We start from the raw sequence: 15,040 nt of genomic DNA, 5'->3' as shown, positions 1-15,040 counted from the left end.
AGGGGGTGCGGGACAGTCCTCAGGGAGAGGCCTGCCGTTCCAGGGCATGTGCCAGGCCACGTTCGGCATCGTCGGACGAGGCGCGGTGGTAGGCCCGTTCGTAGGCGGTGTCGCCCGCGGATTCCCGCGCGTGGCGCTCCCACCGCTCGCGGATCGCGCCGAGCTCGGGGGTGCCGCGATGGGGGTGGCCGATCATCCGCCAGTACGTGTGTCCCGTGCCGGACGTACGGGCCGCCTCGACTCCGTCTCCCTGGGCGGCGATGGCCCCGGCGAGCAGGTCGAGACCGAGGGCGATGCCGAGGCTGTCGTGCAGGGTGTGCTTGCTCGCGAGCATGGCACGCGCGTGAGTCTCGGCATGGCGCGGTCGGCCCTGCAGCAGGTGTATCAGGGCGAGTTGGTGGTCCGCGTAGGCACGGGCCCAGTGTTCGCCGTGGCGCAGGCTGATCTGCTGGAGCCGGGTGGCTTCTTCGTACGCCTCGTCCAGGCGGCCGAGCGCGGAGAGCGCGAAGAGCCTTATCACCCGGCAGCGCATGTGCGAGGGGGCGTCGCGCGAACTGTCCGGCAGATGACGCAGGGCGTGGTCGCTCACCGAGTGGGCGGTCTGCGGACGGCCCATCATCAGATAGGTGAAGCTGATGGAGTGGGCGGCGGAGAGTATGGATTCGGCGTCCTGGTCGCGCCGTGCGGCGCGGTTGCACTCCTCACCGACCCGCCGGGCGGCCTTGTGGTCGCCCTGGAGGGTGAGCGTGATCCCGAGGGCCCAGAGCGCGCGGGTGCGGTGCGGGCCGGGGGAGAGCGGCAGGGCCAGGGCCCGCTCGATATAGACGCGGGCCTGGTGCAGATAGCCGCAGCAACTCCAGAACAGGCCCGTGCAACCGGCCATCTCGACGGCCTTCTCGGGGTCCTCGGCCAGCAGGTGGTCGAGGGCCGCGCACAGATCCGCGTGGGTGTCGGCGATCCTGCGGTACCAGGCGACCTGGGACGGGCCGAGCCAGCCGGCGTGGGCCTGCGCCGCGACGCTCGCGAAATGCCGGGCGTGCCGGTCCGCGAGGGAGGTGTTCTCCGCCAGTTCCGCGAGCCACATGGCGCCGTACTCGCGCAGCGTGTCGAGCATCCGGTACCCCTCACCGACCCGCTGGAGCACGGACCGGGTGGCGAGTCTCTCCAGCGCCGGGGCGATCGCGTCGGTGGTGAGCGGACCGCCGGAGCACACGGCCTCGGCGTCGGCCGTCCCGACGACGCCGCGGAACACGGAGAGCCGGGCCCACAGGAGGCGTTCGAGGGGCTCGCACAGCTCGTGGCTCCAGCCGATCGCGGTGCGCAGTGCCCGGTGGTGGCGGGGCCACCGGGCCTCGTCGGTGAGGGCGTCGAGCCGGGAGGCGAGCCGGCCGGTGATCTCCTGCGTGCTGCTCTCGCGGAGCCGCGCGCAGGCCAGCTCGATGGCCAGCGGGACCCCTTCGAGGCGGCGGCAGATCTCCTCCACGGCCGTGGCGGTGCCCGGGTCGTCGAGCGCCAGAAAGGGTGCCGCGATCGCGGCACGGTCACGGAACAGACGCACCGCCTCGTCCCCGTCGTCGCCCGCAGGCAGCGGCGGCACGTCGAGGCAGTGCTCGCCCGCGATGCCGAGCGGCTGCCGGCTGGTGGTGAGGACGGTCAGCCCCGGCGCGGCGGCGAGGAGTTCGTCCACGAGGTGCCCACAGGAAGCGAGCACCCGCTCGCAGCAGTCGAGGACGAGCAGCAGCCGCCGGTCGGCCAGCCACTCGCGCAGCGCGTCCTCGGGGAGGCGCGAGCTGTGATCCAGCAGTCCGACGCCGTCGCAGACGGTCGTGGTGAGCAGCTGGTCGTCGTGGAGATGGGACAGATCGGCCCACCACACACCGTCGGGGAATCGGTCTTCGGCGCGGTCGGCCGCGCGCAGTGCCAGCCGGCTCTTTCCGACCCCGCCACTGCCCGTGAGCGTGACCAGCCGGTGTTCTTCGAGTGCCCGTTCAATGCTGCCCAGTTCGCCGCTGCGGCCGATGAAACTGGTCCTCACGACGGGAAGGTTGCCCATCACGCACGCCATCCTGCCCCGGCCGGATCCAGGGTCCACGTCCATGACGGATAACAGTCAAAAACGGCCGACAATGAATCCTGAAGGGTCAGGAATTGGCGTGATCTGACGCCGCGTGAGCAGATGGGTGTAGGAACGGGACGCCTCGCCGGACGCCGCCTCGCGGGGGCGCCGCGCCTACTCTCCGGTGACTCCGTCGATGGCTTCACGCAGCAGATCGGCGTGCCCGTTATGGCGGGCGTACTCCTCGATCATGTGGGTGAGGACGTAGCGGAGGCTGAACACCTCGTCGCGCCACCGCACACTGGTGTCGAGGGAGTTGACGGATTCGACGATCGCCCGGGACCGCGCGCAGGCCGTCCGCCAGAGCGTGAACGCCTCGTCGGGATCGGCCGTGTCCACATCGAAATCGGCGAACGTGCCGTCGGGATTCTTCGGCCAGTACGCGGGGATGTCCTCCATGTTCCAGACGACCTGGAACCAGCTGCGCTCGATCTCGGCCCCATGCCGTACCAGCCCGAGCAGGGACAGTCCGGACGACGGGACCGCCTTCCTCCGCAACTGGTCGGCGGTCAGGCCCGCACACTTCATCGCGAGAGTCTCCCGCTGGTACTGGAGGAATCCGGTCAACGAGGCGCGCTCGTCTGCCGTCCGTGAAGGTGTTGCCCGCTCGTGATCACGCATCGGGGCATCATGGCAGGGGCCGGCCGCCGAAGCCCCCGAATTTCCGGGCGCGGGGACGGCCGCGCGGACGGGCGCGGGGGCGTCATGCGGAGGCGTCGATGCGAAGGCGCCCGGCGGAGGCCGGGGGAGCCGGGTAGACGCGCTCCGCGGGGAGCAGCCGCTGGGCCTTCGGGGCGTTCCCGTTCTGTACGAGCCCCGCGACCTTGCGGGCCTGCGCGGTGATGTCGGTGAGGTCGACGATCCACTCGTCGACGAACGTCCGGATCAGCCCCCTGCCCACCCCCACCTGGATGCTGTAATGGTTGAGCGCCGCTCCGCGCAGGGAACGCTCCGGATCCCACTGGACATGAACCGGTGCTCGGGCGACGTGCGCGGGATCGGCCGTCGTCAGGACGGCCTGTGACAGGGCCTCTTCCCATCCTTCCCGGGTGATCCGTACGGCGAGAACGCGTTCCTGCCCTGATTTCCGTGCCCAGTTGCTGCGGTGCATGAGCCACAGGAACGACGGTTTGATCCACGTCATGCGAGTGAACGAGAACGGTGGCACGAAGCGGCTGGCGCGCACAGCGGGATCTGCGACCGCGGGCGAGTACGCCTGATAGACGACGATCGTGCGAGCGTCGTACTGGGCGCGTATCTGACGCTGGGGCAACATGCGGCGCACGCTGCCATGTCACGGATGCATCGGCAAAGGATTTCTAGACCCCCCGACGCCCGAGCTCGGCGAGCGCGCGGGCGGCTCGGGGAGCGGCGACCGCCGCCAGGAGCAGAGCCACGGGGATGACCGTGTCGGCCCAGGGGGGACGGATCGGGCGGTAGACCGCGGTGCCCTTGCTGATCTCGATGAACCCGAGGGGCCGGGCCGTCGCGCCGCCGCCCCCGCCGCCACCCTCGTTCGACTTCCCGTCACCGTCCTCCTGCGTGGCGCCGCCCCCGAACCCGAATCTGGCCGAGGCCACGGGGATGACGGTCACGTCCTCGCGGACGACCGGCTCCCCGAAGACGGCCGACACCGCGGCCCTGCCGCCGAGGCGGGCGGCGACCCGCTCCAGCAACCGGGTCGCCGCCTCCGTGCTCGCGCCCGCTGCCTTGACGGCGTCCTGCGGCGTTCTGCGTGGCGTTGTCATGGCGGTGCCTCCGAGCCGGTGAGCTGACGAGTGGGCGTACCGAGTATGGGCGTACCGAGTATGTCCCCGGAGGCGGGCCGGGGTCTGCCGCAGAAGGAGATCCGGCGGTGCGGCCGACGGGCGTCATCCGTGCGGCGGCGGTGGCGGACTAGGGTCGTCGGTATGCGAGGCGTGCGTGTGGTGTTGATCGGGGGAACCTCGAATGTCGGCAAGTCGACCGTCGGCCGGGCGGTGGCGGAGCGGCTCGGATTCGCGTACCGGTCGACGGACGGGCTGGCACGTCACCCGGGGCGGCCCTGGCGGACGCCGGATCACGAAGTACCGGAGCATGTGGCCGAGCACTACCGGTCGTTGACGGCCGATGAGCTGCTTATGTCCGTTCTCGACCACTACGAACGGCTGTGGCCCCGCATCGAGGAACTGATCACGGCCCATGCGGCGGGCGGCGGTGACCGGCCGGCTCTGGTCCTGGAGGGGTCGGCTCTCTGGCCCTCCCGGGTCGCGAAGACGGCGGCTTCGCGCACCGCCGCCGTGTGGCTCACGTCGGACGCGGGCACCGTGCGCGCCCGGGTGCGTGATGCGGGCCGTTACGAGGCGGCGACGGCCGGGGAACGGCACCTCATGGACACGTTCCTGGCCCGCACCGAGCGTTATCAGACACTCATGCTGGACGACATCGACCGGCTGGGACTCGATCGTATCGACGCGGGAGGCGGCCGGTCCGTCGAGGCGCTGGTCGACGCGGTGCTCGCGGCCGTCGACGCGCAGGACGTGGTCGGACGGTCCTCCGGCGGTCGGTGAACAGCCCCGCACCGGGGAGCTCCCGGCGTACGCGAGTGGATCGGCCGACGCACCCGGGCGGCATCAACTCCCTTGCGTACGGGGATGATGCCGCCCGGGTGCGTCGGACGGGTCGGTTGGACGACCGCGCTGGGGTCAGCCGTTCAGGGTCTGCTTGAGCCAGTCGACGATGACGGGCAGAACCTCGGGCAGCTTGGAGATGGCGCAGTGGCCGGTGCCGGGAACGAGCTCGACCCGGGTGTCCCGGCGATTGCCGAAGACGAGGGTGTCGTGCTGGGGGATATGGACGTCGTCGGCACCGTTGATGACGAGCATGGGCGCGTGGGCGTCCTGGTCGAGGTACGGGCGCAGGTCGAAGCTGGTGAAGGCGTCGCTCAGTTCGTCGGAGCTCGGGGGCCGGTCGAAGCCGAGCGCGTTGCCGACGATCCCCTCCATGCCGAAGGCGAAGCCGCGGCCGGGCGCGAACGCCGCTTCCACGGGGCCGCCGAGGACCACGGAGGCGTCCACCGCGGCGGTGAGGCCGGTGCGGGCCGAGTAGTAGCCGCCCATGGAGAGACCGAAGTGCGCCACCTTGCCGTTGCCGATCCTGCGGGCTTCGGCGATGATGCCCTCGATGATCTCGGTGCCGCCGTCGGGAGTCATGGGGAGATGGCTGGTCTCACCGGTTCCCGCGAGGTCGAAGGTGACGACCCGGGTCTGTGACAGCAGGGCGAGCTGGACCCACAGCGAGTGGAGATCCATCTTCCAGGAATCCACGCCGCCGCTGGCGAGCGTGACGGGCGCGTCGGCGGGCAGACCCGGTGCCGCCAGGACATGGATCGCGACCTGAGCCGTGCCGCCCCGGTGGGGAACGGTGAGGACGCGCCGTTCGAAGTCCACCGGGAAGCCGGATGCGGAGAGTGTGTACTGCTCGGTCTGCCGGGCGAGCGCGGAGCGCTTGGGCCCGTCGGCCAGGGTGGGGAACTTCGCCCAGCCGTAGGCCGCCGCCGCCAGGTCGTGGCGGCCGGTGGCGGCGTAGCTCTCGGCGAGCCGTGACCACTCGTGCACCCAGCCGCCGGGCGCGTCCGGCCACATGTCGTCGATCGCGGCGCGGGTGGCGTCGACGTCCTCGGCGGGCAGTCCGAAGCCCAGCATCTGCGGGTATCGCTCGATGAACAGTTCACGGGGGTCCAGAGGCCATACGTATGACATGTCCAACTCCTTGCACGTCGCTCCGGGCGACGCTAAAAGCGGGAATCCTTGCGTTAAGAACAATGACCCACTTCCTCGATAAAAGCAAGAAATCTTGCATTAGTATGGTGGTGAGGAGTGATGCACATGACTGAGGAAGAAGTCCGGCGCCGGCCCGGCGGCCGGGGCGCACGGGTTCGCCAGGCCGTGCTCGACGCGGCTGTCGACGCGCTGGTCGAGCACGGTGTGACCGGATTCAGCTTCGCGGATGTCGCCGCACGGGCCGAGGTGAACGAAACCTCCGTCTACCGGCGGTGGCGCACCCGCGAGAATCTGATCACCGACGCGCTGCTCGCCGTCAGCGACCGCCGCGTCCCGGTGCCGGACACCGGTTCCGTACGCGAGGACCTGTACGCGTTCGCCACCCTGGTGGTGGAGTACCTCAACAGCCCTCTCGGCGGAGCCCTCGCCCGCGCCGCCGTGATCACCGTGGAGGATCCGGAACTGGCCGCGGCCCGCGAGGAGTTCTGGCGATCGAGGATCCGGTCGGCCGGGGTGATGATCGAACGGGGCGTCGCCCGGGGTGAACTCCGGGCCGGGACGAATCCGCGCCTGGCCCTCGAAGCCCTGATCGCCCCCCTGCACAGCCGGGCGCTGCTGACCCGCGAGCCCCTGGACGAAGATCTGCCGCGGGCGCTGGCCGATCTGGTCCTGGACGGGCTGGGCGCGCGGGACGGCGGTCGGGCCGCCACGGCCTGACCCCCACCACCCCAGGGGTGCCGCCGGTCAGGGGCGCGCGTCGAGAACGGCCAGTTCGAGCCGCTGAAGGCGGTCCGGATCGGCGATCACCTCGTACGCTGCGATCCTGCCGCCCTCGATCGTGAGGGTGAGAGCGAGAAGCAGCTGCCCGCGCGGGGCCACGACGATCCCCACCGCTCCGCCCACCAGCGCCGGTGCCGCGAACCGCGAGTTCCGGGCGAGCAGCACGGTCTCCTCCGCCACGGCCCGCGCGCCGCGCACCACGGCAGCCGCGCCCGGCGGCAGGGCGGCGGGATCGGCCCTGCGTACGACATCGGGGGCCAGCACCGCGAGCAGGGCGCCCAGGTCGCCGCCGCGCGCGGCGGCGAGGAAGGCATCGACGACGTCGCGGTGCGCGGCCAGCTCGGAACCGGTGACGACGGGCGTGCCATGGACCTTGTGGCGCGCGCGGCTGGCGAGCTTCTTCGTGGCGACCGGTGTGCGTTCCACGATGGGAGCGATCTCGTCGAACGGTACGGCGAACGTGTCATGGAGCACGAAGGCGATCCGCTCGGCGGGCCCCAGCGTGTCCAGGACCACGAGCAGGGCACGGCCGACCGAATCCACCAGCAGCGCCTCCTGCTCGGGGTCACCTCCCTCGTCGCCGTCGACGAACCGTTCGGGAAGGTGCTCCCCGGCCGGTTCCTCGCGCCGCGAGGTGCGGGAGCGCAGCAGGTCGAGGCAGACACGGGACACGACGGTCGTCAGCCACGCGGCCAGATTCGCGATGCCGGCGGGGTCGACCCGGCTCAACCGCAGCCAGGCTTCCTGGACGGCGTCCTCGGCCTCGGACGGCGACCCGAGCAGCCGGTAGGCGACCGCCCGCAGCCGCCCGCGATGCGCCTCGAATCGCTCCGCCAGCCGGTCCTGCTCGTCCATCGGTCACCTTTCGCCGTCGCGCTCCGTCGACCCTACGAGGCGCACGATCGCGCCGAAGCGGCAGGCCATCCGGCACCTGCCGACCGTACGACGAGGAGAGCCGCACCATGAGCACACCCCCTGTCACCGCGCTCGGACAGCCCCTGCTGCGCCGGGTGGATCTCGCAGGCCTGTCGCTGCCCAACCGGGTGGTGATGGCCCCGGCCACGCGGGCTCGCGCGGCCAACGACGGACTGGTGCCCACCGAGATGCACGCCGCCTACTACGGTCAGCGGGCAGCCGCCGGGCTGATCATCACCGAGGGGGTCTGGGTCGGCGAGCGGGCCATCGGCTTCCCGGGCGTACCCGGCATCTACAGCCAGGACCAGATCACCGGATGGCGGCGGGTCACCGACGTCGTCCACGCCCTCGGAGGCCGCATCGTGCTGCAGCTGTGGCACACCGGCGCCGCCTCGCACCCCGACCATCTGCGCGGAGCCCTGCCCGCCGGGCCCTCGGCGATCGATCCGCACGAGAAGTCGTACACGCCGAGCGGGTTCAAGGACACCGTCACCCCGCGTGCGATGACCGCCGCGGACATCAGGAGCACGATCGCGGACTACCGGGAGGCCGCCGGAAACGCCCGGCGCGCCGGATTCGACGGCGTCGAGATCCACGCCCTCGGCGCCCATCTCATCGCGCAGTTCCTCAATCCGCGCCTCAACCGCCGCTCCGACGCGTACGGCGCGGGGCGCGCCGGCCGACGGCGGCTGCTGCTCGACATCATCGACGCGGTCGCCGAGCCGTGGCACGGAGAGCGTGTCGGCGTCCGCCTCTCGCCGTACTGGACGGGCGGCCGGTTCACCGCCGATGACCGTACGCTGGCCGACTACGACGCACTCGTGACGGAGCTGAACGACCGTCCCGTCGCGTATCTGCACCTCCGGGGGCGGGAACTCGCCGCCCCGGGCGCCGCCCCCGACTTCGCCGCCTTCGCACGCTTCCGGCGACGATTCACCGGCCCGCTGATCGCGAACCTCGGCTTCGACCGTGACTCCGGGAACGCCGTCATCGAGGCGGGAATCGCCGACGCGGTGTCCTTCGCGGCCCACTTCATCGCCAACCCCGACCTCGTCGCCCGATTCGCCCTGGGCCGCGATCTGGCGACCGGCGACCCGGCCACGTACTACATCGGCGGGGCCGGCGGCTATGTCGACTACCCGGTCAGCGACTGGCAGGACGACGGGCGACAGCCGCGGGAGCGGAACGCCCTCACGAGCGGCTGAAGGCGCTGGATACGGTCCAGTCTCCCGGCGAGCAGATCACCGTGGGTGAGGGAGAAATCGCCGTTGGGCAGCGAACCGTCGAAGTGGGCCCCCATCACCGAGTCGGGCAGGAACTGGCGCAGACGGTGGCGCATGTGGGGGTCGTGGTCGACGAACTCGCCCCACCCCTCGGGAGCTTCGTCGGTGCCGAAGAGCACCCAGTGGTCCACCGCGACCTCGGTGGTGAACCCGGGCGGCTCCCCCGTATGGCAGTCCAGCGCCGGAAGGGTCAGCCGGTCCGGGTCGTGCGGTGAATACCACATGATCAGCGGTTTGGCCCGGGCCGCCTCGGCGTTGTCGAAGCAGCACACGACGATGGTGTGCCCCGGGTAGTGGTTCGCGTAGAAGCGCAGCAGACGGGGGTTCAGTTCGGGGCGCTTGTGGGACGGGACCCGTGCGAGTGCGGCGGGCAGCGCGGTGGCGTCGGATGCCAGCAGCACCGTGTAGACGTCGTGGTCGAAGACCTCGACTTCGTCACCGGCGCCCCAGCCCATCCACGCGATGTCGGACGCCATGCCCGCGGCGACCGGCCGGACGGCATCCACCATCCGGCCGAGAACGTCCGAACTGCGCCCCGCCGGAAGGAAGTTCTCCCGGCCCATCCGGTACGCGGGAAGATGGAGGAGCATGGCGTTGGGGCCGTCGGCCAGATTCACCGCGGTGTTCTGGTAGCCGAGCACATGGACCAGCCCGTGGAGAGGGTGACGCAGCCGCCCGGCGTACAGAGTGGATCCGGAGAATTCGGCCTGGTCCACGGAGATGCACATGGGACCAGCCTATGGCCCGTCCCGGCGCGCCGGTCAGGTGTCGAATCTCGCCGAGACGGCCTGCTCCAGCGTGAGACCGCTCGCATCCTCGTCCGGTTCGAGGAACCCGTGGATCACGGCGAGGGCGACCGTGCCCATGAGGGAGCGGCGCCTCTCGTGGTCGACGACCCCGGAGCCGGGGTCACCGATGGCGCGCAGTGTCATTCCGTCGGTGGTCGCGGACAGCGCGTCGGCCAGGTCGCCGAGTGTGAGACCCGGACGCAGCCGCAGACCGCGCTCCCGCATCACCGCGCCGTACAGCTCCTTCCAGGAACCGAGATAGTCCTCGTACAGGGCGGAGACGGCCCGCATGATCTCCTCGTCCCCCTCGGCGGCGGTCATGAGGGCCAGCCCGAGCCGGACGGAGGGCATGGCGGCGCCCTCGGCGGTGTGCTGGTACGCCGTCTCGTGCACCGCGCGGACGAAGTCCGGCCCGCTCACCAGCTTCTCGGTGTTCGCGGCGCGCTGTTCCCGGTACTCCGGCCGGTAGTTCTCCCGCCACACCGCGAAGCTGATCAGATCGGCGACGAACTCCGACTGGGCGCTCCAGCGGTCCCGCAGCATCGCGACGGTGCCCTGCCGGGGGAACGGCCGGGGGTTGTTGGCGACCTCGGCGGCGATCGCGCGCTGGGAGAGGAAGCTGAGGAAGGGCCGCTCTCCGTGGGCACGGCCCGGGGAGCCGGGGCCGAGATGCCGCCCGAGCAGCCGCATCCCGGCCGCCAGATACGCGGCCGTGACCGGGTCGTTCGCCAGCCGGGACCGGAAGGCGCGGGTGCGTCGGTTGAGATGGCGCAGCACCCCGGACAGGTCCCGGTCGTAGGGGAAGGGAAGATCGCGTTTCGGCCCTTTGCCCCAAGGGGCGCGCGGCTCATTCACGTGTGCCATGGCCGCATACTTCCCCGGCACGCGCTCGACGGAAAGGGGCGCAGCCGCGCGGAGTTACCCCCGCGCGGACCGGTACCGCGCGACTGCGGGGCGGCGCGTCGTCGGGCGATCGCGCTAGACCGGGACTCCCGACCGACGAAGGGGTGATCGAAGATGCTCTCCATGGAGTTGAGCCATGCGGCGTGGGTGCCGGCGGCCGTCCTCATCAGCGGCGCGCCGGTCCGGCTGATCCTCGGCGTACTGGCCATCCACGCGACCCGCCGGGCGCTGCGCCCAGCGGGCGGCTCGAAGGCGGCCGACCGCCTCCGCGCCCACCGCCTCGCCGCAGATCGCGTGGATCTCCCCGTGGCGCACGGTGAGGAGACCTCGCTGAGTGCGGTGACGCCGGGGAAGGTCTTGGTGATGCCGCGCATCTCAAGGACCGGGCGGCCCGTCACTTGAGCTGTCCCGCCGTGAAGTACCCCTCGTTCACCAGGAGCTGGGTGTTGGACTTGTCGATAATGACCGGGTCCAGCAGATACGACGGCACGGTCTTCCTGCCGTTGTTGTAGTCCTTGGTGTTGTTGACCTCGGGCTTCTTGCCGGTGAGGACGGCGTCGCCCATCTGGACCGCCTGTGCGGCCAGCTTGCGGGTGTCCTTGAAGACCGTCTGTGTCTGCTCGCCCCGGATGATCGACTTCACCGAAGCCAGCTCCGCGTCCTGGCCGGTCACGACGGGCAGCGGCTGGTCCCCGCTGCCGTAACCGGCGCTCTTCAGCGCCGAGATGATGCCGATCGACATCCCGTCGTACGGGGCGGCCGGCCCGGCTGATCCGGGACGGCGCCCTGTCCGCACGCGTCCACACCCACGCCGCCGTGAGCGGCCGTCGTACGGTCGTGTCCCTCTGCCGCCCCTCGCGGCGGTTCCGGCCAAAGTGCTGGCCTTTGGCCATTGTCGGTCGGCGGGGCGTGCGCCGTAGTGGAGAGGGATAGAAAGGACCGGACGCTCGGCGGTACGTCTCTTGGCATCTCGGTGAATAGTGGGGGTTTCATCGCGTGATCGGTTTCATGGATCTCGAAGCGCAGGTGGCGAACTTCAAGGAGAACGGCTACCTCGTGCTGCCCGGACTGCTTCCCGGCACCCTGGTCGAGCGCCTCGCGCGCGAAGTCGACGAGTGGGTCGATTCCGGTCTGCGGCAGTTATCCATCGACGCGTGCTTACGCCCGGAGGAATGCGCTCCGCCGTCGGTGGTGGAGTTGCGGATGGAGGCGCACGGAGAACTCGCCGCCCACGCCCCCCTGCTGGAACTGCTCGGTGACGACAGCCTGCTGGGGCCGTCCTTCGTCTTCCACCACCTGCACAGCGACCGCCGCCCGCCCGGAGGCAGCGGCAAGAACTGGCACCACGACTACGAGCAGCGGCCGCAACGGGACCGCGATCAGCCCATGATCCACACCCTGCACTACATAGGCGGGCTCCAGCCCACGGTGGGCTCCCTGGCCGTGCTGCCCGGATCGCATCACCTCGTTGCCGAGAAGGACGCGTGGACACACCTCGGGACGACCGTGCGGCCCGGTGAAGTACTCATCGACGAGCTTCCGCCCGGCTCCACCGTGCTCCTGCACTCCGCGCTGTTCCACACCCGGCGCGCCGCGCCCGGTCCGACGGCGGGCGGGGGACCCCGCTACATGATCGACGCGTCGTACTGCCGGACGGGCACGCTGTGGCCCCCGGTCAAGCCGTACTGGCGCGAGGTACTGTCCGTGGGCCGGGAACGGGGACTGGGCCAGGGACGCTGGCCGGAACTGTTCGCCGACCGGCATTTCAGCGAATACGTCCGCACAGGAACGGGAACGCCGGCATGAAGGTGTTGGAAGCGGTCACCTTTGACGCACTCATGAGGCGATTCAGCCGTGAGCACCCCTATGACCCGGACGACGAGGCCAACTCGAACGACGAAGCCCGGACCCACATCCAGAACGCCCAGCTGACCCTCGGAGGCCGCTGGCACGAGGTGATGCTGGAGGGCACCGAAGTGCTCGACGTCGTGCTGCCCTGGCATCTCGGGGAGAACGGCGAGGTCGAGCTGATCCCGAGGACCGGCCTGACCGTGGCAGCGGCGGCATCCCGGCTCACCGCACTGGGAACGTCGTACGCCGACACCAATCCGCTGTGCCGGCGCAAGCTCGCACGTCAGACCCACGCCCGGCCCCGGCCGCTGTTCCTCAGCACCAGCGCGGTGCCGGGCCAGGACTACGAGGCACTGACGGTCCGCGAGGGGCTGATCCACCTCGACGGACTGCACCGGATGCTGGCCTGGCAGCAGGCCGGGCACCTGGTGCCCGGCCGCTGGGTGCGGGCCTACGTCGCGGGGCTATCCCCGGCCGATGTACGGCATGGAGCTCGGCATGACCAGGACGGACTGAATGTTCACCCCGGCCGGTAGCGCGGCCATGGCGCGCACCATGTCGACGACATGCCGCATGTCCATGGTCGGCTCGGCCCGGAGCGACCCGTCGGCCTGGCGCACCTCGGGCTGCGGCCGGTCGTGCGGGGTCACGTTGCCGATGTCGATCTGGCCGCAGGAGATGTCGTAGCGGCGGCCGTCGAGGGAGAGCGAACGGGTCAGCCCGGCCACGGCGTGCTTGGCCGCGGTGAAGGCGATCGAGTCGGGGCGGGGCGCCTGGGCGGAAGGAGCACCGTTGTTGATGATCCGCCCGCCTCGCGGCGACTGCCGCTTCATCATCCGGAACGCGGCCCGCGAACACAGGAAGGTGCCGGTGGCGATGGAGTCCATGACCCGGTGCCAGTCCTCGACGCCGACATCCTCGGTGGCGGTGTACGGCATGGTGTCGGCGGCGTTGTTGAACAGCAGGTCGATCCGGCCGAACCGCTCTCCCACCGTCGCGAACAAGTCATCGACGGCCACCGGGTCGGTGATGTCCGCGGCGACGGCCACGGCGCGTCCCCGGTCCGCCGCGGGCGCGAGCGCCGCCGTCTCCTCCAGCCGCGCCGTACGCCTGCCGGTCAGCACGACGCTCCAGCCGTCGGCCAGCAGCCCCAGTGCACAGGCCCGCCCGACACCGCTCCCCGCCCCCGTGACCACAGCCGTTCTCACCACCACGTCGCACACATCCTCTCTCCGTGAGTCAGCCACCGCACGCGTGGCTCTCGGAGCGTGTCCCCCCGTCCTCCCCTCCAAACAGGAGCAGCGATGAATGACGCTTTCCCGGCGCTCGGCGGTACCGAGGGCAGCAGGTCCTGGTTCGAGCGCGCGCAGGCATCCCTCGCCGGCGGGATCAGCTCCTCGGCCCGGCTGACCTCGACCGGACCACACCCGTACCCGCTCTACATGCAGAGCGGTTCGGGTGCCCGCATCCGGGACGTCGACGGCAACGAGTACATCGACTACCTCGTCTCCTACGGCAGTGCGATCCTGGGCCACGCCTCCCCGCTCCTCACCGACGCCCTCACCGAGGTCCTGCACACCGGCACGATGTTCGGCACCTGCAACATGCCGGAGGTCGAACTGGCCGAGCTCATCTGCCGGATGGTGCCCTGCGCGGATCTGGTGCGCTTCGCCAACTCGGGGAGCGAGGCGGTACAGGGCGCGGTGCGCGCGGCACGCGGATACACCGGACGGTCCGGAATCCTCAAATTCGAGGGGCACTACCACGGCTGGTCCGACACCCTGGCCATCTCCAACCGCCCCACCGTCGCCGAAGCCGGACCGTACGAGGCGCCCCACTCCGTACCCCACTCGCCCGGTATTCCGGCCGGTGTCGTGGACGACGTGGTGGTCTGCCCGTGGAACGACCCGGCGGCCCTGCGGGCCGTCCTGGACGCCCACCGCGACCTGGCGGCCGTCATCTGCGAACCGATCGTGGCCAACAACGCCTGCACCATGCCCGACGCGGGCTTCCTGGACCTCCTGCGCGACGAGTGCACGGCACGCGGGATCGTGCTGATCTTCGACGAGGTGTGCACCGGATTCCGCACGGGCCCCGGCGGCGCCCAGGAGCTCTTCGGAGTGCTGCCGGACCTCGCGGTGTTCTCCAAGGCACTGGGCGGCGGCCTCCCGATCGCCGCCTTCGCCGGCCGGCGCGAGGTGATGGAGCCACTGGCCCGCGCGGAGGTCAAACACGGCGGCACCTACAACGCGTCACCCCTGTGCGCGACGGCTGCCCTCGTGACACTGCGCGCCCTGAACGACCCCGCCGTCACCAAACGGATCGACGAGACCGGGCGCCGTGTGATGGAAACGGTGCGCCGCGCCGCGCACGACAGCGGCGTGCCGTGCGCGGTCCAGGGGGTCGGCGCCATGTTTCAGGTGGTGTTCACCCCGGACGGCACCCCCACACGGCAGTACCGGGACCTGTTGCGGACCGACCAGCCCCGGTACGACGCCTTCCGCCACGAGCTGCTCAAGCGCGGGGTGCACACCAACGCCTACGCCATGGCCTGCTGGTTCGTGCCCGCCGTGGTGTCGGAGGACGACCTCGCGGCCACCTGCCGGGCCGTGGAGGAGGCCTTCGCGGTCCTGTAGCCGCGCC

Annotated in this window: 16 protein-coding genes and 1 pseudogene; 7 read left to right on the top strand and 10 right to left on the bottom strand. The window is 70.8% G+C overall.

Annotated elements, in window-relative coordinates; translation table 11 throughout:
• Nucleotides 1-19: 19 nt before the first annotated feature.
• The 4 genes from A6A29_RS39975 to A6A29_RS39960 form a co-directional block, all read right to left on the bottom strand.
• A complete protein-coding gene (locus A6A29_RS39975; protein ID WP_073728547.1) occupies nt 20-2,053 on the bottom strand; it encodes an ATP-binding protein in 2,034 nt (677 codons plus the stop codon).
• 177 nt (nt 2,054-2,230) lie between these two features.
• Nucleotides 2,231-2,737: a DinB family protein gene (locus A6A29_RS39970; protein ID WP_073728545.1), complete on the bottom strand. Its 507-nt coding sequence runs from the start codon at nt 2,735-2,737 to the stop codon at nt 2,231-2,233.
• An 82-nt stretch (nt 2,738-2,819) separates the two neighbouring features.
• Nucleotides 2,820-3,392 carry a DUF4291 domain-containing protein gene (locus A6A29_RS39965; RefSeq protein WP_073728543.1) on the bottom strand — a complete coding sequence of 191 codons (573 nt, stop codon included), beginning with the start codon at nt 3,390-3,392 and terminating at the stop codon, nt 2,820-2,822.
• Between the two features lie 43 nt (nt 3,393-3,435).
• Nucleotides 3,436-3,864 (bottom strand): GerW family sporulation protein, encoded by a 429-nt coding sequence (locus A6A29_RS39960; RefSeq protein WP_073728496.1) that lies wholly within the window; start codon nt 3,862-3,864, stop codon nt 3,436-3,438.
• 162 nt (nt 3,865-4,026) lie between these two features.
• On the opposite strand from A6A29_RS39960, the gene A6A29_RS39955 reads away from it, so the two are divergent.
• Nucleotides 4,027-4,665: a hypothetical protein gene (locus tag A6A29_RS39955; protein ID WP_198953569.1), complete on the top strand. Its 639-nt coding sequence runs from the start codon at nt 4,027-4,029 to the stop codon at nt 4,663-4,665.
• Nucleotides 4,666-4,800: 135 nt separating this feature from the next.
• Here A6A29_RS39955 and A6A29_RS39950 read toward each other — a convergent pair whose 3' ends face one another.
• Entirely contained in the window at nt 4,801-5,856 is a 1,056-nt protein-coding gene (locus A6A29_RS39950) for an alpha/beta hydrolase (protein WP_073728494.1), read from the bottom strand.
• Between the two features lie 126 nt (nt 5,857-5,982).
• Between A6A29_RS39950 and A6A29_RS39945 the strand changes: the two genes are divergently transcribed.
• Nucleotides 5,983-6,594 carry a TetR/AcrR family transcriptional regulator gene (locus tag A6A29_RS39945; protein ID WP_073728492.1) on the top strand — a complete coding sequence of 204 codons (612 nt, stop codon included), beginning with the start codon at nt 5,983-5,985 and terminating at the stop codon, nt 6,592-6,594.
• Between the two features lie 27 nt (nt 6,595-6,621).
• On the opposite strand, the gene A6A29_RS39940 is transcribed toward A6A29_RS39945, so the two are convergent.
• A complete protein-coding gene (locus A6A29_RS39940) occupies nt 6,622-7,512 on the bottom strand; it encodes a sigma-70 family RNA polymerase sigma factor (RefSeq protein ID WP_073728490.1) in 891 nt (296 codons plus the stop codon).
• Between the two features lie 107 nt (nt 7,513-7,619).
• Here A6A29_RS39940 and A6A29_RS39935 point away from each other — a divergent pair, with 107 nt between their 5' ends.
• Complete coding sequence (locus tag A6A29_RS39935; RefSeq protein ID WP_073728488.1) at nt 7,620-8,777, top strand: alkene reductase; 1,158 nt, start codon at nt 7,620-7,622, stop codon at nt 8,775-8,777.
• Here A6A29_RS39935 and A6A29_RS39930 read toward each other — a convergent pair.
• Both A6A29_RS39930 and A6A29_RS39925 read right to left on the bottom strand, forming a co-directional pair.
• Complete coding sequence (locus A6A29_RS39930) at nt 8,708-9,583, bottom strand: hypothetical protein (protein WP_073728486.1); 876 nt, start codon at nt 9,581-9,583, stop codon at nt 8,708-8,710. The genes A6A29_RS39935 and A6A29_RS39930 overlap by 70 nt on opposite strands.
• 33 nt (nt 9,584-9,616) lie before the next feature.
• Nucleotides 9,617-10,507 carry a hypothetical protein gene (locus A6A29_RS39925; protein WP_073728484.1) on the bottom strand — a complete coding sequence of 297 codons (891 nt, stop codon included), beginning with the start codon at nt 10,505-10,507 and terminating at the stop codon, nt 9,617-9,619.
• A 162-nt stretch (nt 10,508-10,669) separates the two neighbouring features.
• On the opposite strand from A6A29_RS39925, the gene A6A29_RS45655 reads away from it, so the two are divergent.
• Complete coding sequence (locus A6A29_RS45655) at nt 10,670-10,948, top strand: hypothetical protein (RefSeq protein WP_158074509.1); 279 nt, start codon at nt 10,670-10,672, stop codon at nt 10,946-10,948.
• Here the strand turns inward: A6A29_RS45655 and A6A29_RS39915 are convergent.
• Nucleotides 10,941-11,303 (bottom strand): annotated as a pseudogene (locus A6A29_RS39915) (substrate-binding domain-containing protein); the annotation flags it as partial. The gene A6A29_RS45655 and the pseudogene A6A29_RS39915 sit on opposite strands and share 8 nt — an antisense overlap.
• A 251-nt stretch (nt 11,304-11,554) precedes the next feature.
• Here A6A29_RS39915 and A6A29_RS39910 point away from each other — a divergent pair.
• Both A6A29_RS39910 and A6A29_RS39905 read left to right on the top strand, forming a co-directional pair.
• Nucleotides 11,555-12,352: a phytanoyl-CoA dioxygenase family protein gene (locus A6A29_RS39910; protein ID WP_198953568.1), complete on the top strand. Its 798-nt coding sequence runs from the start codon at nt 11,555-11,557 to the stop codon at nt 12,350-12,352.
• On the top strand, nt 12,349-12,933 hold the full coding sequence (locus tag A6A29_RS39905) for a DUF6309 family protein (RefSeq protein ID WP_241838824.1): 585 nt from the start codon (nt 12,349-12,351) through the stop codon (nt 12,931-12,933). Before A6A29_RS39910 ends, A6A29_RS39905 begins: the two co-directional genes overlap by 4 nt.
• Here A6A29_RS39905 and A6A29_RS39900 read toward each other — a convergent pair.
• Nucleotides 12,862-13,611, bottom strand: coding sequence for an SDR family oxidoreductase (locus tag A6A29_RS39900; protein WP_073728895.1), 750 nt, complete (start codon nt 13,609-13,611; stop codon nt 12,862-12,864). The genes A6A29_RS39905 and A6A29_RS39900 overlap by 72 nt on opposite strands.
• 90 nt (nt 13,612-13,701) lie before the next feature.
• On the opposite strand from A6A29_RS39900, the gene A6A29_RS39895 reads away from it, so the two are divergent.
• The gene (locus A6A29_RS39895) at nt 13,702-15,033 is read left to right on the top strand and encodes an aspartate aminotransferase family protein (protein ID WP_073728478.1); all 1,332 of its coding nucleotides are present in this window, start codon (nt 13,702-13,704) and stop codon (nt 15,031-15,033) included.
• The last annotated feature ends 7 nt before the right edge of the window (nt 15,034-15,040 follow it).

It is taken from the genome of Streptomyces sp. TSRI0281 (assembly GCF_001905125.1).
Lineage (GTDB): Bacteria > Actinomycetota > Actinomycetes > Streptomycetales > Streptomycetaceae > Streptomyces.
This window is presented reverse-complemented; position numbering and strand designations above follow the sequence as displayed.